This is a genomic window from Streptomyces sp. NPDC058671, from assembly GCF_042716475.1.
Classification (GTDB): Bacteria; Actinomycetota; Actinomycetes; order Streptomycetales; family Streptomycetaceae; genus Streptomyces.
Genome location: NZ_JBHXSA010000001.1, coordinates 186,686 through 205,487, shown reverse-complemented (window position 1 = coordinate 205,487; position 18,802 = coordinate 186,686). Strand labels below are relative to the sequence as shown.

The following is an 18,802-nucleotide window of genomic DNA, read 5'->3' as shown; positions in this document are numbered from 1 at the left end:
CATGGCGGAACGTTTGGTCAGGTCATCGGATTATTACCGCCATCGGGTGAGCGGGGGGCTCCTGGTGGTGCTGCTCGTCCTGGTGCCCGTCGTACCCCTGGCCCTCCCCGCGAACCTCGCACGGGCCGGCGGCGTCGGGGACGGGGCCCTGCGGCTCACCGTGACCGTGAACGGTCGCGGCGACAGCCGGCAGCGGCCACCCGCCGTCCGGGCCGGCACGGACGCCGTGAAGCGGTACCGCCTCGTGAACCGCGGCGAGGCGCACCTGTACGGGGTACGGGTCGTCGACCCCGAGGTCCCGGCCGGGTCCGTGCGCTGCCCGGCGGGGCCGCTGCCCGCGCTCGGGGAGGTGGAGTGCGTCGCCGGATTCCGCGCGGCGCCGGGGCTGCACCGGGGCACCGTGCACGCGGAGGGCACCGTCCCGTCCCTCCGGAAGCGGCTCACCGCGACCGCGGGCGCCGGATACACCGGGATCGCCGGAAGCCTCGGTCTCACCGAGCGGGTGACGGTCGGGGGCGGGAGCACGGCGGGGCGGAGTGTGGGGAGTGGTTCGGGCCGGGGTGTGGGGAGCGGTTCGGGGCTGGCCGTGGGGCGGGGCACGGCCACCGTCACGTACACCGTGACCAACCACGGCAACCGGCCCCTCCAGGCGGTACGGGTGCGGGACACCGCCCTCGGTCTGCGCGACGGCTCCGTGGACTGCGCGGGACATCCCGGCACCGTTCCCCGGCTCGCCCCCGGCGCCTCGGCCCACTGCACGGCCACCGTACGGCGGCCCCCTGGCACCCACCGGAGTACGGGGGTCGCCTCGGGGAGCGACCGGGTGACCACCTACGGGCCGGGCGGCGCCCGGGTGGCCGCGCCGATGCTCGTCGCCCGGTCGTCGGCCGTGTTCACGGTGGTGGGACCCGGGGGGTCGGTGGGGGGATCGGGGGGTGTTTCCTCCGGCGGGACGGTAGGGGGGACGGCCCCCGGGGCGGTCGGAGGGTCCCTATGGGGGCCCGTGGGGGATTCCGTACGGGGAGCGGGTGCGGCGCCGGGTGTGCTTGGCGCGCCGGTACCCGGGGCCGGGGCGGCTCCCGGGGCCGCGGCGGCCGTACCGGGAGCTGCCGCGGCGGCCGTACCGGGAGCTCCCGCGGCGGCGGAAGCCGGGCCTGGAGCGGCGGCGGCAGCTGCGGCCGCCGCCGCTGCGGGAGCGGCCCTACCGGGGGCAGCCGCGCCCGGAGCCGGTGCGCCGGGGGCAGCCGCGCCCGGGGCAGCCCTGCCCGGAGCCGGTGCGCCCGGGGCCGCCGCACCCGGCGGGGCGGGCGTGCCTCCGGGTGCCCTCGCCGCCGCGGGCTTGCCCCCGGCGGGCGTACTCCCGGGAGCCGTTCCCCCCGCCGCCGTACCCCCGCTCCTGCCCATCGGGCCGCCCGGGAGCGGGGACGGCACCGGGACCGACCCCGGCTCCGGGGTCGGGGTCACCGCCGGCACAGGGGTCGGCGGCGTCGTCAGTCCTCCCGCCGCCCGCCGCGCCGCCGCTCTCGACTCCGAGGGGTTCCTCGGGCGGCTGCGGCGGCGGGGGCGGGAGGCCGGTGAGTTCGGCGTCGTGACGATGCTGCTGCTGCTCCTGATCCCGGCGGCCGTCGCGGCCGCCCTCCTCGGCAACCGGAGAAGCTGACCATGGCCCTGCTCGAAACGCTCGTCGTCGTCCTCGGTGTCGCGGTCGCCGCCGCCCTCGCCGTCGTCGCCAAGACCAGGCTCTTCCCCGTCGGAGAGGACGAGGAGCCGCGCGAGGACGTCGCCGAGTACATCGCCATGATGGTGTCGGTGCTCTACGCCGTCGTCCTAGGCCTCTGTCTCGTCTCCGTCTGGGACACCCGCTCCTCCGCGGCCGACCACGTCCAGGCCGAGGCGAGCGCCCTGCACCAGATGTATCTGCTCGCGGACGCGCTCCCCGCAGACCAGCGGCAGCCGCTGCGCGAGGCGGCCCGGACGTACGCCGGGCACGTCGTCGACGTCGAGTGGCCGGTGATGGCGGCCCGCGAGCCGCTTGACATGGCCGGCTGGCGGCTCCTGGAACAGGTGCGGCGGGCCGGTGAGGTGCAGGACTCCGCGAAGGTGCCGCAGCAGATCGCCGCCCAGGAGGTCCTCGCCCAGCTCGGCTACGTCGACGACGCGCGGCGCGGGCGGGAGGCGGCGGCGCAGGAGCGGCTGTCCCCGGTGCTGTGGGCGGGACTGCTCATCGGGGGCACGCTGACGCTCGCGTTCATGTTCCTCTTCGGGATCAGGAGGAGCACGACCCATGTGGTGATGGTGATGGGTCTGGCGGGGTTCATCGCGTTCACGGTGCTGCTGATCCACCAGCTCGACTCGCCGTTCGGCGCGACGCTGGGGGCGACCCCGGACGCGTTCACCCGCTACTTCAGGTGAGAACCGCCGCTCGTCCGGGCAGTCATACCGCCGTGAAATATCTCGTACGGGACAAGATCTTCGCGATCGGTGACGACTACTGGATCGAGGACGAGCAGGGTCGCCACGCCTTCCTCGTCGACGGCAAGGCGCTGCGGCTGCGCGACACGCTGGAGCTGAAGGACCCCGACGGGCAGGTCCTGATCACGCTGCGGCAGAAGATGTTCAGCCTGCGGGACACCATGACCGTCGAGCGGGACGAGCGGCCGCTGGCGACCATCCGCCGCAAGCGGCTCTCGCTGCTGCGCAACCACTTCCGGGTGACGCTGGTCGAGGGGACCGAACTGGACGTCAGCGGCCGAATCCTGGACCGGGAGTTCACCGTCGAGTACGAGGGCGAACTCCTGGCCCACGTCTCCCGGCAGTGGATCCGCGTCCGGGAGACGTACGCGGTGAACGTGGTCCGGGAGGACGCGGACGCCGCCCTCCTCGTCGCCGTGGCGGTGTGCGTGATCCGGATGGCCGAGCGCGAGCGGGAGGACTGACGTGGCATCACACGTACACCTGGGGTGACCTGTCGTCACCCGACCTTCGCCAAGGCCTGTTCCAGGTCCGTCCACAGGTCCTCGACGTGCTCGATGCCGACCGAGATCCGGACCGTGCCGGGGCCGATCCCGGCCGCCGCGAGGGCCGCCGCGTCGAGCTGGTGGTGGGAGGTGGAGGCCGGGTGCATCACCAGGGTCTTCACATCGCCGAGGGAGACGCTGAGCGAGGCCAGCCGTACCGCCTCGACGAACGTGCGGCCCGCCTCCCGGCCGCCCGCGAGGTCGACCGAGACCACTCCGCCGCCACCGCCGGGCAGCAGGCGCGCGGCGATCTCCCGGTCCGGGTGGCTCGCGAGGGCGGGGTGGCGAACGGCCGCGACGGCGGGGTGCGTCGCGAGCCGGGCCGCGAGGTCGGCGGCGCTCGCGCACTGGCGTTCCATGCGCAGCGACAGGGTCTGCATCCCGCGCAGGGTCAGCCAGGCGGCGAACGGGTCGGTGGAGGCGCCCTGTTCGACGGCGTGGTGGCGGACCCTGCCGTACAGCTCGTGGTCCTTGAAGACGGCGACGCCGCCGAGGACGTCCGCGTGCCCGGCCAGGTACTTGGTGGCCGAGTGGACGACGATGTCGGCGCCGTGGTCGAGGGGGCGGCACAGGAGCGGGGAGGCGAAGGTGTTGTCGACGGCGACCGGCACCCCGGCCCCGGCCGCGACGGCGGCGAGCGCGGGCAGGTCGGAGACGCGGGTGGTCGGGTTGGCGATGGTCTCCAGGTAGAGGAGCCGGGTCGTGGGGCGCAGCGCCGCCCGGACCTCCTCCGGGTCGGTTCCGGAGACGTAGGTGACGTCGACGCCCCAGCGGGCGGCGAGGTCGGTGAGGACCGCGTACGTACCGCCGTACAGGCAGCTCTGGGCCACGACGTGGTCGCCGCTGGAGAGCAGGCCGAGCAGGACGGCGTTGACGGCGCCCATGCCGGAGGCGAAGGAGAGGCCGGCGGCTCCGCCTTCGAGGCGGGTGACGGCGTCCTCGAGGGTGCGGACGGTGGGGTTTCCGAGGCGGCTGTAGAGGAAGGCGTCCCCCGAGGTGAAGGCGGTGGCGAGGGCGTCGGCCGAGTCGAAGGCGAAGACGTGGCCCTGGTGGAGCGGGACGCCGAGGGGCCTGCTGCCCTTGACCTCCACGTGCGGCGGGTGGACGGCGAGGGTCTCGGGGCGGACGGCCCCGGTACGGAGGGGCGTGGCTGCGGAGTCGTCGGCGTGGCTCATGCGTCCAGTCTGTGGACCCGCCGCTTGCCTTCCCAGGGCCAATCCCGGCAGATTGGTCCGGCGATGGAGCCAATCGACGCGTCCCTCGACCTGGACGACCTGGTCGCCCGCCTCGGCCGCTGGTCGGCCGGGCGCGGGCCGCTGTACCTGCTGCTCGCGGCCCGGCTGCGCCGGCTGATCGACGAGGCCGCGCTGCCGCCGGACGCGCTTCTGCCACCGGACCGGCGGCTCGCGAAGGCCCTGGCCGTGGGCCGTACGACGGTGGTCGCCGCCTACGACACGCTGCGCCAGGAGGGGCGGCTGGTACGGCGGCAGGGCAGCGGAACCCGGGTCGCGCGGGCGGCGCTGGCTCCGGAGGGGCGCGGGGGGACGGAGGCGTCCCGCCGACCGGACACCCCCCGCGTCACCGAGACGTCGAATCCGCTCTTCCTGCACCTCCTGGAGGCGCCGGACGACGTGATCCTGCTGACCTGCGCCGCCCCGTCCCAGCCGCCGCCCGAGCTGGCGGAGGCGTACCGCTCGCTCGTCCTGCCCGACGCGGACCTCGGCTACCACCCGGCCGGTCTCGCGGCGCTGCGGACGGCGGTCGCCGAGCGGTACACGGCGCGCGGGGTGCCGACCGAGCCGGCGCAGATCCTGGTCACCACCGGCGCGCAGCAGGCGCTTTCGCTGCTCACGCGGCTGCTGCTCGCGCCGGGGGACGGCGTGCTCGTGGAGGCGCCGACGTATCCGGGGGCGCTCGACCTGTTCCGGGAGGCGGCGGCCGTACCGCTGCCGGTGGCGGTCGGGCCGTACGGGACCGACGTGGCGGAGGCGGTACGGGTGATGGAACGCCACCGTCCGGCCCTGGCCTATGTGATGGCGCGGTTCCAGAACCCGACGGGGGCGGTGCTCCCGCCGCTGGCCGGGCGCCGGCTCGTGGAGGCGGCGAACGCGTTCGGCGTGCCGCTCGTGGACGACGAGGTCCTCGCGGACCTGGCGTTCGACACGGCGTCGCCGCCGGCGGCCCCGCTCGCCTCGTACGGCGAGGTGATCGCGGTCGGTTCGCTGAGCAAGACGGTGTGGGGCGGGCTGCGCATCGGCTGGCTGCGCGGCCCCGCGTCCCTGGTCGCCCGTCTCGCCCGGCTCAAGGCCCTCCACGACCTGGGCAGCGACCTGCCGTCCCAGCTCGCCGCGACCCGTCTCCTCGACGACTTCGGCCCGGTCCTCGCGGCCCGCCTGGCGTCGGTGCGGGCGGGCCACGACCACCTCAGGGCCGAACTTGTCCGCCACCTGCCCTCCTGGTCCTGCGCGCCGTCCACGGGCGGCCAGACGCTGTGGGTACGGCTCCCCCACGGCGACGGCGTCTCCTTCGCGCAGCTCGCCCTGCGCCACGGGGTGGCCGTCCTGCCGGGCTCGACGGCCGACGCGCTCGGCGGGAGCGTCCGCCACCTCCGGCTGCACCACCTCGCCCCGGCCGACGTCCTGACGGAGGCGGTGCGGAGGCTGGCGGCGGCCTGGGCGGAGTACGCCCCGGGGCCGGTAACGGAACGGGCCTCCCTGCGGGCGATCGTCGTCTGACTCCGCGTGCGACCGTCGCTGACGCCGGGGGCGATCGTCGTCCGGCCCCGGTGGGGTGGCCGACCGACCTTGCGTCCCACGCGTCTCAGCGGAAACATACGATGCACCTGCAAAGTGGTGATCATTTTTTCATGGGGGCGCTACACCATGGGTTTTGACGAGGACTGGGCCGCGATGCGCTCCGGCGCACCGGAACAAGCCCCCGCCGACACGCGATTGAACCAGGTCGCACCGGGTGGCGGCGGCGGTCCGGCGGGCGGGACGCCCCACCTCGCCACCGCACCGGCACGGAAGAAGGCCGCGGCGAACACGATCGAGGCCGAGCTGGAGCCGAACACCGGCAAGGCCGCCACGTGGGCCGACGCCGCCACCACCGCCGCCGTCGGCGGCTTCGAGGGCTGGGCGACCGCCGCCGGCCTCAAGACCGTCGACTCCACCTGGAACAACCAGGTCAAGAGCCTCCTCGCCCGGCTCGCCGCCGAGAAGACCGCCCTGCGTGACACCGCGGTCTCCTTCGGGCAGCGGGAGGCCGACAACCGCGCCCGTATCGCGGGGGTCCGGCCGACCTCCCGCATAGACCGGTACTGAGGGGGCGGACCGTGCTGACGTACTCCGAGATCATGACGACCGACCTGGGCAAGCTCGCCACCGCCGCCGACAAGTGGCAGGAGATGGCGGGGGAGCTGCACAAGGTCGAGGAGCGCTACCGGGACACCGTGCAGTCGCTGACCACGGCGCAGAGCTGGCTGGGCGAGACCGCGACCGCCGCCCACACCACCTTCGCGGCGACCCGCTACGAGTACCAGGCGGCCCAGACGCAGGCCAGGGCCACCGCGACGCTGCTGCGCAACGGCCACGAGCAGTTCACCGAACTGAAGAAGCAGTTGGAGAGCGCCCGCGCCGACGCCGTCAAGGCCGGTATGAAGGTCTCCGAGCAGGGCAGGGTCGCCTACGACTACGAGCGGCTCACCCCCGAGGAGCGCACCGCGCTGCACCACGACCCGGACGGCGCCGAGAGCGTCCGGGCGGCCGAGGCGGCCTGGGCCGAGCACCTGGACGGCTGCGTCAAGGCCTTCGACCTCGCCGACCAGGACCTGAAGAAGGACCTGGAGGCCGTGGTCAAGGACGGCCACGGCAACAAGAACGACGCGACCCTCGGCACCGGCTTCAACGGTGACGCGGGCAAGGTCGCCGCGGCCGACGACAAGGCCGAGGACGACCGGACGAACCTGGCCTGGCTGAAGATGAAGGACAACGAGACGCTCGACGACTACGTCGCGCGGCTCCAGCGCGACGGCGTCGCGAAACTCACCGGCAACGAGAAACTGGCCGAACTGGTCGCGCAGTTCACCAAGGGCACGATCACGGCGGGCGCGTTCGCGGGCGCCCTGACGTCGGTCGGCCTGTACTCGTACAAGCTGTCCCAGGCGATCCGTCCGCCGTTCGTCCACCCGACCGCGCCCGGCACCTTCCTCTCCAAGCACTTCAACATGCGGCTGGCGGGGGCAGCTCCCGGCAGCATGCTCAGCAAGGTGCCGCCGGGTCTGGCGACCGCGCTCACGGGCTCCGACGAGGCCGCCATGCTCGGCGGTCACCTGCGCAACGGCGCCTTCTTCATGCCGACCACCGCCGAGGCCAACCTGGTGAAGGTCGCGCAGAACGGCGGCCTCGCCAACGCCGCCAAGGCGGCCGGCTGGCTGCGCGGCGCGGGGGTCGTCGGCGGGGTCGCGGCCACCGCGTACGGCGTGGCCAACCTCACCACGTACAACACGGACATGATCAAGGCCGACCCGGCGAAGTTCGCCTCCGACCTCACCGGGACGGCCTTCAGCGCCTCGATGACGGCCCTCACCGTCGCCCCGAACCCGGTCACGCTCGGGCTCGCCGTCGGCACGGGCGTGGCCTACGCCGGTGCGCTGGTCTGGGACAACCACGAGGCCATCGGGAAGGGTCTGGAGAAGGCGGGCGACTGGGTGGGCGACAAGGCCTCCGACGTCGGGTCCGGGATCGCGAGCGGGGCGAAGAAGCTGGGCGGTGCGCTGAACCCGTTCGACTGACCCGTTCGCCGCGGGCCGGTCGGCGCGGGGCCGGTGGACGCGGGGCCGGTCGGCGCGGGGCCGGGGGACGAGCCTGCTGGACCGCACCGCACCCGTCGCACCGCACCCGTCGCACCGCGCCTGCCGCACCGATGAGGAGTTCCTGTCATGCACACCAACGTCACCCCGTTCGACCTCCACGCGTGGAAGGAGGGGAACCGGCACGACTACCGCGCGGGCTGGAAGGGCGTCTCGCCGGAATTCGGGGAGATCACGCTGACCTGCCCCCTGCCCCGGACCACGCCCGAGTCGATCGTCTCCGAGGTACGCGGCGGGCAACTCCCCGTCGCCTCCTACGAGTCGCGCGGGATGCACGCCGAGGGACTGAAGCTGCCGACCCTGAACCGGTCGACGCTGCGGGTCGGCGACCGGATGGTGTACGTGGAGCGGAACCGTCTCGGCGCCACCCTCGGCCGGCGCGCCCTGACGATGCGGTACGCGGGCGACCACTACCGGCTCGCCGCCCTCGACAAGCACGGTTACGTCCTGACCCGCGAGGCCGACGACGAGGACCCCGGGGTGACGATCACCGTCCGTGAGTCCGGGCGGGGCAGGAACCGCAGGCTCTCCGTCCAGGTCGCCGGGCGCGCCGAGGGCGGGGACCTGGCGCTGGCCCTGATCTTCGCGGGCGTCGACCGTTCCGCCCTGACGCACCTCGGCGCGGTGAAGGCGGGCATCTCCCGCGTGACCCACTTCTGGACCGAGTCCCAGTACTGATCCCCTGACCACCACCTCCGAACTCCACCCGCCCTACCCGAGTGAGCGACACATGCCTTCCTTCGACGTGACCCGATCCCGTTTCCGGCTGTCCGACGACGAGGTCTTCGTCCTCGCCCAGCTGGCGACCGGTCAGCCGGTCCCGGAGTCCATGGCGCCCGCGGAGGCGCGGCTGCGGGACTGCGGGCTGATGAACGGCGCCGGGGAGCTGTCCACGCTCCTGCTGCCCCTGGTGCAGACCCTCGTACAGCCGTCCGTGATCGTCTCCCTGGAGGCGGGGGGCCGGCAGGGCACCCTCCACCACGGGGTGCTGATCGGCGACGACCACGTCGTGTGCCACGAGACCTGGCCGGGCCAGGAGGAAGCCGAGTACCGGCTCGTGGAGCCGAGGACCGTGGTGTGGACGCTGGCCGACCTGGTCGGCCTGCGTCAGTCCGGCGTCGCCGAGGCCGCCGGGCAGGTCGTCGAGACGACCGTGGGCGTCCTGGAGGCGGGGCTCGCGGCGCTGGAGAAGGCCGCGTCGACGCCCGGCGCGGACGACCGGACGCTGGTCGTCGAGGCCCTGCGCGCGGCGGGGGCACCGGACGCGACCGCCGTCCTGCTCGGGGAGCTCGTCGTGGAGCTGCGCTCCAACTGGCGCATGACCGCGGCGTGGCAGGGCAGCCAGGACGGGGTACGGGGGGTGGCCGCCCGCGTGGTCGCCGCCTGGGACTGCGGCCCCCTCGGCCACTGGCTGCGGGAGCTGCCCGCCGAGCCGCTGGCGGAGGGCGGGGCGAGCGCGGACAGCCCGTTCCGGCTGCGCCGCGTCGCGCCGAAGCGGATCTGGCAGGAACTGACCGGCCTGCTCCCGGACGCCACGGAGATCACACGAGCGGAGGCGCCGGGGCAGGGCTGAGCGGGAGGGGAGCGGTGGGCCGCCGGGGCGCCGGGAGCGGAGGGCGTCGGGGGCCCGGGCCCCCGGCCCCAGGCGGCTACCCGGGCCCAGGGCCTCAGGCCGCTGCCGGGGCCCAGGGCCTCAGGGCCTCAGGGCCTCAGGCCCTCGGGCCCCCAGTTCCTCAAGGCCTCTTCGGCGGGGTGACGCCCAGGACCCGGTCCTTCAGGGCCGGGAACTGTTCGCGGGTCGTGGTGACCTTCGCCGGGTCGAGGTCGACCCGGAGGATCTCCTCTTCGGGGCCCGCCTCCGCGAGGACCTCGCCCCAGGGGTCGACGACGATCGAGTGGCCGGCCTGCTCGACACCCGCGTGGGTACCCGCCGTCCCGCAGGCCAGGACGTACGCCTGGTTCTCGACGGCACGCGCCTGGGCGAGAAGGGTCCAGTGGGCGCGGCGGCGGGCCGGCCAGCCGGCCGGGACGACGAAGGCCTGGGCGCCGGCGTCGACGAGCCCGCGGAAGAGCTCCGGGAAGCGCAGGTCGTAGCAGGTGCCGACGCCGACGGTGAGGTGCGGCAGGTCGACGGTGACGAGGTCCTCCCCGGCCGCCATCATCACCGCCTCGCCCCTGTCGAAGCCGAAGCGGTGGATCTTCCGGTAGGAGGCGGCGAGTTCGCCGTCGGGGGAGAGGACCAGCGAGGTGTTGTAGAGGGCGCCGCCCTCCGCCTCGACGAAGGAACCGGCGTGCAGCCAGACCCCCGCGTCACGCGCGGCGGCCGCCATCGCCCGGTGCGTGGGGCCGTTCAGCGGCTCGGACTCGGCGGCGAACGACTCGTAGGCGAAGGCGCCCATGGGCCACAGTTCCGGCAGGACGACGAGGTCGGCGCGGCCGGCCTCCTCCCGTACGAGGCGCGCCACGCGGGCGCGGCGGGCGTCGACCGGTTCGTCCGGGTCTACCGCGATCTGGATCAGCGAGGCGCGCACACTACCACCGTCCTGGCATTCGAGCCGTCAACACCGGCCTACGATCGTCACACGAAAGCACTGCCGGGGTGCCTTCGGGCAGCGTAACTTAGCGTCCGAGCCTCCCACCCAGTCGTGTTTTCAGCCCGCGCACCGAAGAACCGCCGAGGGGTCCCGTGACCGTCCATCCCAGCCTCCAGAACTACGCCGACGCCTGGACCCATTCCATCGAGGCGATAGCCGAGCTGGTGCAGCCGCTCGTGGAGGGCGAGTGGAACCGGCCGACACCGTGCCCGGGCTGGTCCGTCCGGGACATCGTGTCCCATGTGATCGGCATGGAGACGGAGATGCTCGGCGACCCGCGGCCGATCCACTCCCTGCCGCGCGACCTGTACCACGTACGCACCGACTTCGCGCGGTACATGGAGGTGCAGGTCGATGTGCGACGGCACCACACCGCGCCGGAGATGACCTCGGAGCTGGAGTACATCCTGATCCGCCGGGCCCGGCAGCTCCGCAACGAGAACCGCTCCCCCGAGCACCTGATCCGCGCGCCCCTGGGTGCGGAGCAGTCCCTGGAACTGGCTTACCGGATGCGTGCCTTCGACGTGTGGGTGCACGAGCAGGACCTGCGGACGGCGCTCGGGGTGCCGGGCAACCTGGACTCCGCGGGAGCGCACGTGACGCGTGACGTGCTCCTGGAGGCGCTGCCGAAGGTGGTCGCCAAGGACGCGGGCGCGCCGGCGTCCTCAGCGGTGGTCCTGGACGTGAGCGGTCCGGTGGAGTTCCTGCGGACGGTCCGGGTCGACGCGGACGGCCGCGGTTCGATCGACGGAGCGCCGTCGCTGGGTCCCGCGGTGACGCTGGCCACGGACTGGGAGACGTTCGTGCGTCTCGCCTGCGGCCGGATCCGGCCGGCCGACGCGGCCGACCGGGTCAAGGTGGAGGGCGACGAGGAGCTGGCGCGGGCGATCCTCGCCAACATCGCGGTGACGCCCCGCTGAGGACTCAGACGGGGACGTGCACCGCCTCCACACGGCTGACGACCAGCCGTTCGCGTTCCCTGCGGTGGGTACGGGCCTTGAGGCGCAGGATCTGGACGACGCCGAGGGCCTCCAGGACGAAGACGGACGAGAACGCGATCCGGTAGTTGTCGCCGGTCGCGTCGAGGAGCACGCCGACGGCGAGGAGCGTCGTCATCGACGCCACGAACCCGCCCATGTTGACGATGCCGGACGCGGTGCCCTGGCGCCCCGGCGGGTTCGCCGGGCGGGCGAAGTCGAAGCCGATCATCGAGGCCGGTCCGCAGGCGCCGAGGACCAGGCAGAGGGTGACGAGCAGCCACATCGGCGCGTGTTGGCCGGGGTACGCGAGGGTGGCGCCCCACATCAGGGCGGTGCCGGCGACCGTGCCGAGGGCGAGCGGGGCGCGGGCCCCGTGGTGACGGGCGATGATCTGCCCGTACGCGAGGCCGACGGCCATGTTCGACAGGACGACCAGGGTGAGCAGTCCCCCGGCAGCCGACCGGGAGAGGCCCTGCGCCTCGACGAGGTAGGGCAGTCCCCAGAGCAGCAGGAAGACCATCGCGGGGAACTGGGTGGTGAAGTGCACCCACATGCCGAGGCGCGTGCCGGGTTCCCGCCAGGACTCGGCGATCTGGCGGCGGACGAAGGCGGCGCCCGCGTGGGACGGGGGTGCCCCCTGCTCGAGCGCAGCCGAGAGCAGGGGGGAGGGCTGGGGTTCGTACCCCTCGGGGTGGTCCTTGAGGAAGAGCAGCAGCAGGACGAGGACGAGGACCCCGGCGAGGGAGCTGCCGACGAAGGTCGTCGTCCAGCCGAGGCCGTGCAGGGCGCGGGCGATGAGGACGGTGGAGACGAGGTTCCCCGCCATGCCGAAGAGGGCGGCGACCTGGCCGATGAGCGGACCGCGGCGGGCCGGGAACCAGTGGGCGCCGAGCCGCAGGACGCTGATGAAGGTCATGGCGTCGCCGCAGCCCAGGAGGGCGCGGGCGGCGAGCGCCGTGCCGTACGAGGGCGAGAGCGCGAAGCCCAGCTGGCCGAGGGTGAACAGGACGACGCCGAGGGTGAGGACCTTCTTGGTGCCGAGCCGGTCGACCATGAGGCCGACGGGTATCTGCATGCCCGCGTAGACGAGCAGCTGGACTATGGAGAAGGTGGAGAGCGCGGAGGCGTTGACGTCGAAGCGGTCTGCGGCGTCGAGTCCGGCGACGCCGAGGGACGTGCGGAAGATGACGGCGACGAAGTAGACAGCGACGCCGACGCCCCAGACGAGGGCGGCGCGGCGGCCGCCGGGCGGGTCTCCGGGGAGGGTGCGGGCAGACCCGGACCCGTCGCGGCTGCCACGGCCCTTCCCGCCGCCACGGCCGTTCCCGATGTCACGGCCCTTCCGGCTGTCGCCGCTCACCGGTCCTCACCGCGGACCAGGACCTTGACCCAGGTGAGGTGCTGACGGACGCAGCGAGCGGCGCCCTCCACGTCTCCGGCCTTGATCCGGTCGAGGATCTCGGCGTGCTCGGTGATGTTCTTGGTGACCCGGTCGGGCTGGGACTGCATCACGGCGACGCCCATGCGCAACTGACGGTCGCGGAGCTGGTCGTAGAGGCGGGACAGTATCTGGTTGCCGGCGTGACGGACGATCTCGGCGTGGAAGCAGCGGTCGGTGACGGCGACCTCGGCGAGGTCCCCGGCCTCGGCGCGCCGCTTCTGCTCCTCCAGGAGCTCTTCGAGCCGTGCGACGAGGGAGGCGGGCGCGGGCACGGCCCGGCGGACGGCGAACTCCTCGACGAGGAGGCGGGTCTCGACGACGTCGGCGATCTCCTGGGCGGAGACGGCGAGGACGAGGGCGCCCTTCTTCGGGTAGAGCTTGAGCAGCCCTTCCATCTCCAGCTTGAGCAGCGCCTCGCGGACCGGCGTCCGGGACACTCCGACGGCGAGGGCGAGTTCCCCTTCGGTGAGGAGGGTGCCTCCCTCGTACCGCCGGTCGAGTACGGCCTGCTTGACGTGCGAGTACACGCGGTCGGCGGCGGGCTGTTGCTTGACGGGGGCGGTGGCGGACGGCATGCGCACAGGATAGATACAACAGAGGTGCAACAGAGAGCCCCATCCACATCGTGGACGGGGCTCCCTTGTTTCACGTGAAACGGACGGACCGGCGCACTACGACTACACCCAGGGAGTCAGCCCGAGGCGTCAGCTCCAGGCGTCAGCCCGAGGCGTCAGCTCCAGGTGATCAGCCGCTTCGGCTGCTCCAGGATCGCGGCGACGTCCGCCAGGAACTTGGAGCCGAGCTCGCCGTCGACCAGTCGGTGGTCGAAGGAGAGGGCCAGCGTGGTGACCTGACGCGGCTTCACCTTGCCCTTGTGCACCCACGGCTGGAGCTTGATCGCACCGACCGCGAGGATCGCGGACTCGCCGGGGTTGAGGATGGGCGTACCGGTGTCGACGCCGAAGACGCCGACGTTGGTGATGGTGAGGGTGCCCCCCTGCATGGCCGCCGGGGTCGTCTTCCCCTCCCGGGCGGTGGAGACCAGCTCGCTCAGGGACGCCGAGAGCTCGGGCAGGGTCTGGGCGTGCGCGTCCTTGATGTTCGGCACGAGCAGACCGCGCGGGGTGGCCGCGGCGATACCCAGGTTCACGTAGTGCTTGAGGACGATCTCCTGCGCCGCCTCGTCCCAGGCCGCGTTGATCTCCGGGTTGCGCTTGACCGCGACCAGGACGGCCTTGGCGATCAGGAGCAGCGGATTGACCCGCAGGCCCGCCATGTCCTGGTCGGACTTGAGCTCCTCGACCAGCTTCATCGTGCGCGTGATGTCGAAGGTCACGAACTCGGTGACGTGCGGAGCGGTGAAGGCCGAACCGACCATCGCCGCCGCCGTGGCCTTCCGTACGCCCTTGACGGGCACACGGGTCTCCCGGGCGTCGGTCGAGACGAGCGGCGCGGACGCCACAGCCTGGGCCGGAGCCGGAACCACGGCCGGCGTCGGAGCCGGGACCTCGACGGCGGGCGCGGGCGCCGGAGCGGCCGCCGCGTGCACGTCCTCACGGGTGATGACGCCGTCGGGGCCGGTCGGAGTGACCGTCGCGAGATCGACGCCGAGGTCCTTCGCGAGTTTCCGGACCGGCGGCTTGGCCAGCGGCCGGGCTCCGGCACCGGCCGGAGCGTGCCCGTTGAGCTGCTCCGGTACGGAGACGGTGACGGGCACTGCCGGAGCCGGAGCGGCGGGGGCCGAGCCCGTCGGCGCCTTGCGCGCACGGCGCTTGGTGGAGCTGGCGGCCACGCCGTAGCCGACGAGGACGGGCTGGCGGCCCTTCGGCTCCTCGTCCTCCTCGACCGGCGCGGGCGCGGGTACGGCGGCTGCCGGAGCGGCCTCGGCCACCGGAGCGGCGGGGGCCTCGGCGGTCCCGCCGCCGACGTTCACAGAGATGATGACCTGGCCGACGTCGACCGTCGTCCCCTCGGGGAAGCACAGCTCGTGGACCGTGCCGTCGAAGGGGCTCGGCAGCTCGACCGCGGCCTTGGCCGTCTCTACCTCGCACACGACCTGCCCGTCGGTGACCGTGTCACCGGGCTGGACGTACCACTTGAGGATCTCGGCCTCGGTGAGGCCCTCGCCCACGTCGGGCATCTTGAATTCGCGGATCGTCACGGTGCTCTCCTCAGTACGCCAGCGAGCGGTCGACGGCGTCGAGCACGCGATCGAGACCCGGCAGGTACTCCTCCTCCAGGCGCGCCGGCGGGTACGGCGCGTGGTAGCCGCCGACCCGCAGGACGGGGGCCTCCAGGTGGTAGAAGCACCGCTCGGTGATCCGGGCGGCGATCTCGGCGCCGGACCCGAAGAAGACGGGCGCCTCGTGGACCACGACCAGGCGCCGGGTCTTCTCGACCGAGGCCTGGATGGTGTCGAAGTCGAGCGGCGAGACGGAGCGCAGGTCCACGACCTCGACCGACCTGCCCTCCTCGGCGGCGACGGCGGCCGCCTCCAGGCAGGTCTTCACCATCGGCCCGTAGGCGACGAGGGTGAGGTCCGTGCCCTCGCGAGCGACCCGGGCCTTGTGCAGCTCGCCGGGGAAGGCCTCGACGTCGACCTCGCCCTTGTCCCAGTAGCGGCGCTTGGGCTCGAAGAAGATGACCGGGTCGTCGCTCTGGATCGCCTGCTGGAGCATCCAGTAGGCGTCGGAGGAGTTCGCCGGGGTGACGACCTTGAGGCCCGCGACGTGCGCGAAGAGCGACTCGGGGGACTCGGAGTGGTGCTCGACCGCACCGATGCCGCCGCCGTACGGGATGCGGATGACGACCGGCATCTTCACCGTGCCGAGCGAACGGGCCCGCATCTTCGCCAGCTGGGTGACGATCTGGTCGTACGCCGGGAAGACGAAGCCGTCGAACTGGATCTCCACGACCGGCCGGTAGCCGCGCAGAGCGAGGCCGATCGCGGTCCCGACGATGCCGGATTCGGCGAGCGGGGTGTCGATGACCCGGTCCTCGCCGAAGTCCTTCTGCAGGCCGTCGGTGATCCGGAAGACACCGCCGAGCTTGCCGACGTCCAGGCCCATGATGACGACCTTGGGGTCGGTCTCCAGGGCCTTGCGCAGCGACTCGTTGAGCGCCTTCGCGAGAGGAAGATTCTGAACAGCCATGATTACTGGCCCTCCCCGGCCGCGAAGGACGCCTGGTAGGCGGCGAACTGCGCGCGCTCCTCGTCGACGAGCGCGTGCCCGTCCGCGTACGTGTGGTCGAAGATCGCCATGTGCTCCGGTACGGGCATGGCGCGGACGACCTCGCGGACGTTCTTGCCGAGCGCCTCGCTCTCCGTCTCCAGCTCCTCGAAGAAGGCCGCGTCGGCGTGGCCCTCGTTCTCCAGGTAGGCCCTCAGGCGCAGGATCGGGTCCTTGGCCTCCCACTCCGCGCGCTCCGCGTCACGGCGGTAGCGGGTCGGGTCGTCGGAGGTGGTGTGGGCGGCCATGCGGTACGTGAACGCCTCGATGAGCGTCGGGCCCTCGCCACGGCGGGCACGCTCCAGGGCCGACCGGGTCACGGCGAGGCAGGCGAGGACGTCGTTGCCGTCGACCCGGACGCCGGGGAAGCCGAACCCGGCCGCGCGCTGGTAGAGCGGGACGCGCGTCTGCTTCTCGATGGGCTCGGAAATGGCCCACTGGTTGTTCTGGCAGAAGAACACGACGGGGGCGTTGTAGACCGCGGAGAAGACGAACGACTCGTTGACGTCACCCTGGCTGGAGGCGCCGTCACCGAAGTACGCGAGCACGGCGGAATCCGCGCCGTCCTTGGCGATCCCCATGGCGTAGCCGGTGGCGTGCAGGGTCTGCGAACCGAGAACGATCGTGTACAGGTGGAAATTGTTGCTGCTGGGATCCCAGCCACCGTGGTTGACACCACGGAACATTCCCAGCAGGTTCGTCGGGTCGACTCCCCGTACCCACGCGACACCGTGTTCGCGATAGGTGGGAAAGACGTAGTCGTCGTCCCGCAGGGCCCGGCCGGAACCGATCTGGGCCGCCTCCTGGCCGAGCAGCGAGGCCCACAGGCCCAGCTCGCCCTGGCGCTGCAACGAGGTGGCCTCGGCGTCGAAGCGACGGGTGAGCACCATGTCGCGGTAGAGGCCGCGCAGCTCCTCGGCGCTCAGGTCGATGTCGTAATCGGGGTGCTGGACGCGCTCTCCCTCGGGCGTCAGCAGCTGGACGAGCTCGGGCTCCGTCGCTCCCGACGCGGCGCGCGTGCTCGTCTTCTTGGTGGTGCTCGTGCTCGCGCTTGCGGTGCGCTTGGTGCCGCTGCTGCGTCGCGTCGTCTTGCGCGCGGCAGTGCTCTCCACGGTCACGTGCGTGCTCCTCCGTCGGTCCGGCCTCCGGGTTCGCCGGGTGGGCCAGTGCGGCTCCGCCTTGCCCGTACCTGCGCACGGGGTGGGTGCGACGCGGTCGGGGTCGGGCGTGACAGGTGCCCCGACGAACGCCGTCATAGGCACGTTACCCACAGTGCGGCATTCCCGCGAAACCCCACCTGACCTGCGATTTTGCTTGGATATCCAAGTAAATCGAGAAAAGCGGGGACTCCGCCCTGGTCAGGGCGTGGACAACGGCCCGACACCGTCGTCGGAACAACCGGCACGTTATCCCGCGCACCCCGGGCGCGGGAAGAGCCAATATGTGAGACTGACCGAGTGCGCGAAGAAGGAAAAATCCGGGTATTTCTGCTGGACGACCACGAAGTGGTCCGGCGCGGCGTCCACGAGCTGCTCTCCGTGGAGCACGACATCGAGGTGGTCGGCGAGGCCGGCACGGCGGCGGACGCCCTGGTCAGGATCCCCGCGACCCGTCCCGACGTGGCCGTGCTCGACGTCCGGCTGCCCGACGGCAGCGGGGTCGAGGTGTGCCGCGAGATCCGTTCGCAGGACGAGAGCATCAGATGCCTGATGCTGACCTCGTACGCGGACGACGAGGCCCTCTTCGACGCGATCATGGCGGGGGCCTCGGGCTACGTCCTCAAGGCCATCCGCGGCAACGAACTCCTGAACGCCGTACGGGACGTGGCGGCCGGCAGGTCGCTGCTCGACCCGGTGGCGACGGCCCGGGTCCTGGAGCGGCTGCGCGACGGGAACAACCCGAAGAAGGACGACAAGCTCGCCAACCTCACGGAGCAGGAGCGCAAGATCCTGGACCTGATCGGCGAGGGCCTCACCAACCGGGTCATCGGCGAGCGGCTCCACCTCGCGGAGAAGACCATCAAGAACTACGTCTCCAGCCTGCTGTCGAAGCTGGGCATGGAGCGACGCTCGCAGGCCGCCGCCTATGTGGCGCGGCTCCAGGCGGAGCGCCACTGAGCCGACGGCGCGCTTCGGGACCTAAGGCCCCCTGAAGGCGGGGCGGGGGCCCCTTTCCCGGCACGGGTCGGTGCCGGAGAGTGGGGACCATGTCCACCGACGAGATCCGCGCCATCGAGATGCTGAACCGCGTGGCGTACGGCCGGGTGGCGACGAGCATGCGGGCGATGCCGTTCGTCGCGCCCGCCCGGCACATCGTGGTCGACGGCCGCGTCCTGCTCCGGATGCACCGGGGACTCGGCTACCACCGCGCCTGCAGCGGCAGTGTCGTCGCGTACGGCGCGGACAACTTCAACTCCGGGTCCGAGCACCTCTGGACCGTGCAGTTCACCGGCACCGCCGAGATCGTCGAGCCGACCGGGGAGGAACTCGCGGCCTTCGGTCCCGAGCCCGAGCAGGTCGACGACGAGGCCTTCGCGCCGGTCTACATGCGGATCGAACCGCAGTTCGTGACGGTGCACGCGCTCGACTACGCGAGCGAGACCCCGGTGACCCGCCCCGCACCCCGATCCGTACGGCGACACCTTCACCACGTAGCGTGATCTAACATCTG

Annotated in this window: 18 protein-coding genes; 11 read left to right on the top strand and 7 right to left on the bottom strand. The window is 72.6% G+C overall.

Annotated elements, in window-relative coordinates:
• The first annotated feature begins 46 nt into the window (after nucleotides 1-46).
• From ACFWV2_RS00870 to ACFWV2_RS00860, 3 genes are read left to right on the top strand one after another with little or no spacing between them, the layout of a single operon-like run.
• Complete coding sequence (locus tag ACFWV2_RS00870) at nucleotides 47-1,660, top strand: hypothetical protein (RefSeq protein ID WP_384399644.1); 1,614 nt, start codon at nucleotides 47-49, stop codon at nucleotides 1,658-1,660.
• A 2-nt stretch (nucleotides 1,661-1,662) separates the two neighbouring features.
• Nucleotides 1,663-2,412 (top strand): hypothetical protein, encoded by a 750-nt coding sequence (locus tag ACFWV2_RS00865; RefSeq protein WP_384399642.1) that lies wholly within the window; start codon nucleotides 1,663-1,665, stop codon nucleotides 2,410-2,412.
• Between the two features lie 32 nt (nucleotides 2,413-2,444).
• The gene (locus ACFWV2_RS00860; protein ID WP_384399639.1) at nucleotides 2,445-2,936 is read left to right on the top strand and encodes an LURP-one-related/scramblase family protein; all 492 of its coding nucleotides are present in this window, start codon (nucleotides 2,445-2,447) and stop codon (nucleotides 2,934-2,936) included.
• Nucleotides 2,937-2,971: 35 nt separating this feature from the next.
• On the opposite strand, the gene ACFWV2_RS00855 is transcribed toward ACFWV2_RS00860, so the two are convergent.
• On the bottom strand, nucleotides 2,972-4,192 hold the full coding sequence (locus ACFWV2_RS00855; RefSeq protein ID WP_384399636.1) for a trans-sulfuration enzyme family protein: 1,221 nt from the start codon (nucleotides 4,190-4,192) through the stop codon (nucleotides 2,972-2,974).
• 63 nt (nucleotides 4,193-4,255) lie between these two features.
• Here ACFWV2_RS00855 and ACFWV2_RS00850 point away from each other — a divergent pair, with 63 nt between their 5' ends.
• The 5 genes from ACFWV2_RS00850 (at nucleotide 4,256) to ACFWV2_RS00830 (ending at nucleotide 9,460) form a co-directional block, all read left to right on the top strand.
• Nucleotides 4,256-5,752, top strand: coding sequence for a PLP-dependent aminotransferase family protein (locus ACFWV2_RS00850; RefSeq protein WP_384399633.1), 1,497 nt, complete (start codon nucleotides 4,256-4,258; stop codon nucleotides 5,750-5,752).
• 147 nt (nucleotides 5,753-5,899) lie between these two features.
• Nucleotides 5,900-6,340 carry a hypothetical protein gene (locus ACFWV2_RS00845; protein ID WP_384399630.1) on the top strand — a complete coding sequence of 147 codons (441 nt, stop codon included), beginning with the start codon at nucleotides 5,900-5,902 and terminating at the stop codon, nucleotides 6,338-6,340.
• An 11-nt stretch (nucleotides 6,341-6,351) separates the two neighbouring features.
• A complete protein-coding gene (locus tag ACFWV2_RS00840; RefSeq protein ID WP_384399627.1) occupies nucleotides 6,352-7,809 on the top strand; it encodes a hypothetical protein in 1,458 nt (485 codons plus the stop codon).
• A 147-nt stretch (nucleotides 7,810-7,956) separates the two neighbouring features.
• Nucleotides 7,957-8,565: a hypothetical protein gene (locus ACFWV2_RS00835; protein ID WP_384399624.1), complete on the top strand. Its 609-nt coding sequence runs from the start codon at nucleotides 7,957-7,959 to the stop codon at nucleotides 8,563-8,565.
• 52 nt (nucleotides 8,566-8,617) lie between these two features.
• Nucleotides 8,618-9,460, top strand: a complete 843-nt coding sequence (locus ACFWV2_RS00830) for a histidine kinase (protein WP_384399621.1) — start codon at nucleotides 8,618-8,620, stop codon at nucleotides 9,458-9,460.
• Between the two features lie 160 nt (nucleotides 9,461-9,620).
• On the opposite strand, the gene ACFWV2_RS00825 is transcribed toward ACFWV2_RS00830, so the two are convergent.
• The gene (locus tag ACFWV2_RS00825; protein WP_384399618.1) at nucleotides 9,621-10,418 is read right to left on the bottom strand and encodes a carbon-nitrogen family hydrolase; all 798 of its coding nucleotides are present in this window, start codon (nucleotides 10,416-10,418) and stop codon (nucleotides 9,621-9,623) included.
• 155 nt (nucleotides 10,419-10,573) lie between these two features.
• On the opposite strand from ACFWV2_RS00825, the gene ACFWV2_RS00820 reads away from it, so the two are divergent.
• A complete protein-coding gene (locus tag ACFWV2_RS00820) occupies nucleotides 10,574-11,401 on the top strand; it encodes a maleylpyruvate isomerase family mycothiol-dependent enzyme (RefSeq protein WP_384399615.1) in 828 nt (275 codons plus the stop codon).
• Nucleotides 11,402-11,405: 4 nt separating this feature from the next.
• On the opposite strand, the gene ACFWV2_RS00815 is transcribed toward ACFWV2_RS00820, so the two are convergent.
• The 5 genes from ACFWV2_RS00815 to pdhA form a co-directional block, all read right to left on the bottom strand.
• Nucleotides 11,406-12,791, bottom strand: coding sequence for a nitrate/nitrite transporter (locus ACFWV2_RS00815; protein ID WP_384400313.1), 1,386 nt, complete (start codon nucleotides 12,789-12,791; stop codon nucleotides 11,406-11,408).
• Between the two features lie 26 nt (nucleotides 12,792-12,817).
• The gene (locus tag ACFWV2_RS00810) at nucleotides 12,818-13,477 is read right to left on the bottom strand and encodes a GntR family transcriptional regulator (RefSeq protein ID WP_384399612.1); all 660 of its coding nucleotides are present in this window, start codon (nucleotides 13,475-13,477) and stop codon (nucleotides 12,818-12,820) included.
• 155 nt (nucleotides 13,478-13,632) lie between these two features.
• On the bottom strand, nucleotides 13,633-15,063 hold the full coding sequence (locus tag ACFWV2_RS00805) for a dihydrolipoamide acetyltransferase family protein (protein WP_384399609.1): 1,431 nt from the start codon (nucleotides 15,061-15,063) through the stop codon (nucleotides 13,633-13,635).
• Between the two features lie 10 nt (nucleotides 15,064-15,073).
• Nucleotides 15,074-16,054: an alpha-ketoacid dehydrogenase subunit beta gene (locus ACFWV2_RS00800; protein ID WP_384399606.1), complete on the bottom strand. Its 981-nt coding sequence runs from the start codon at nucleotides 16,052-16,054 to the stop codon at nucleotides 15,074-15,076.
• 2 nt (nucleotides 16,055-16,056) lie between these two features.
• Nucleotides 16,057-17,250: a pyruvate dehydrogenase (acetyl-transferring) E1 component subunit alpha gene (gene pdhA / locus ACFWV2_RS00795; RefSeq protein ID WP_384399603.1), complete on the bottom strand. Its 1,194-nt coding sequence runs from the start codon at nucleotides 17,248-17,250 to the stop codon at nucleotides 16,057-16,059.
• Between the two features lie 339 nt (nucleotides 17,251-17,589).
• Between pdhA and ACFWV2_RS00790 the strand changes: the two genes are divergently transcribed.
• Nucleotides 17,590-18,249, top strand: a complete 660-nt coding sequence (locus ACFWV2_RS00790; RefSeq protein ID WP_384399601.1) for a response regulator — start codon at nucleotides 17,590-17,592, stop codon at nucleotides 18,247-18,249.
• 89 nt (nucleotides 18,250-18,338) lie between these two features.
• Nucleotides 18,339-18,791 carry a pyridoxamine 5'-phosphate oxidase family protein gene (locus tag ACFWV2_RS00785; RefSeq protein ID WP_384399598.1) on the top strand — a complete coding sequence of 151 codons (453 nt, stop codon included), beginning with the start codon at nucleotides 18,339-18,341 and terminating at the stop codon, nucleotides 18,789-18,791.
• Nucleotides 18,792-18,802: the final 11 nt, after the last annotated feature.

Bases quoted from the DNA above. Each gene is read 5' to 3' on its own strand.
- ACFWV2_RS00865 (WP_384399642.1), top strand. From the start codon at position 1,663: ATGGCCCTGCTCGAAACGCTCGTCGTCGTCCTCGGTGTCGCGGTCGCC.
- ACFWV2_RS00855 (WP_384399636.1), bottom strand. From the start codon at position 4,192: ATGAGCCACGCCGACGACTCCGCAGCCACGCCCCTCCGTACCGGGGCC.
- ACFWV2_RS00850 (WP_384399633.1), top strand. From the start codon at position 4,256: ATGGAGCCAATCGACGCGTCCCTCGACCTGGACGACCTGGTCGCCCGC.
- ACFWV2_RS00845 (WP_384399630.1), top strand. From the start codon at position 5,900: ATGGGTTTTGACGAGGACTGGGCCGCGATGCGCTCCGGCGCACCGGAA.
- ACFWV2_RS00835 (WP_384399624.1), top strand. From the start codon at position 7,957: ATGCACACCAACGTCACCCCGTTCGACCTCCACGCGTGGAAGGAGGGG.
- ACFWV2_RS00830 (WP_384399621.1), top strand. From the start codon at position 8,618: ATGCCTTCCTTCGACGTGACCCGATCCCGTTTCCGGCTGTCCGACGAC.
- ACFWV2_RS00810 (WP_384399612.1), bottom strand. From the start codon at position 13,477: ATGCCGTCCGCCACCGCCCCCGTCAAGCAACAGCCCGCCGCCGACCGC.
- ACFWV2_RS00800 (WP_384399606.1), bottom strand. From the start codon at position 16,054: ATGGCTGTTCAGAATCTTCCTCTCGCGAAGGCGCTCAACGAGTCGCTG.
- ACFWV2_RS00785 (WP_384399598.1), top strand. From the start codon at position 18,339: ATGTCCACCGACGAGATCCGCGCCATCGAGATGCTGAACCGCGTGGCG.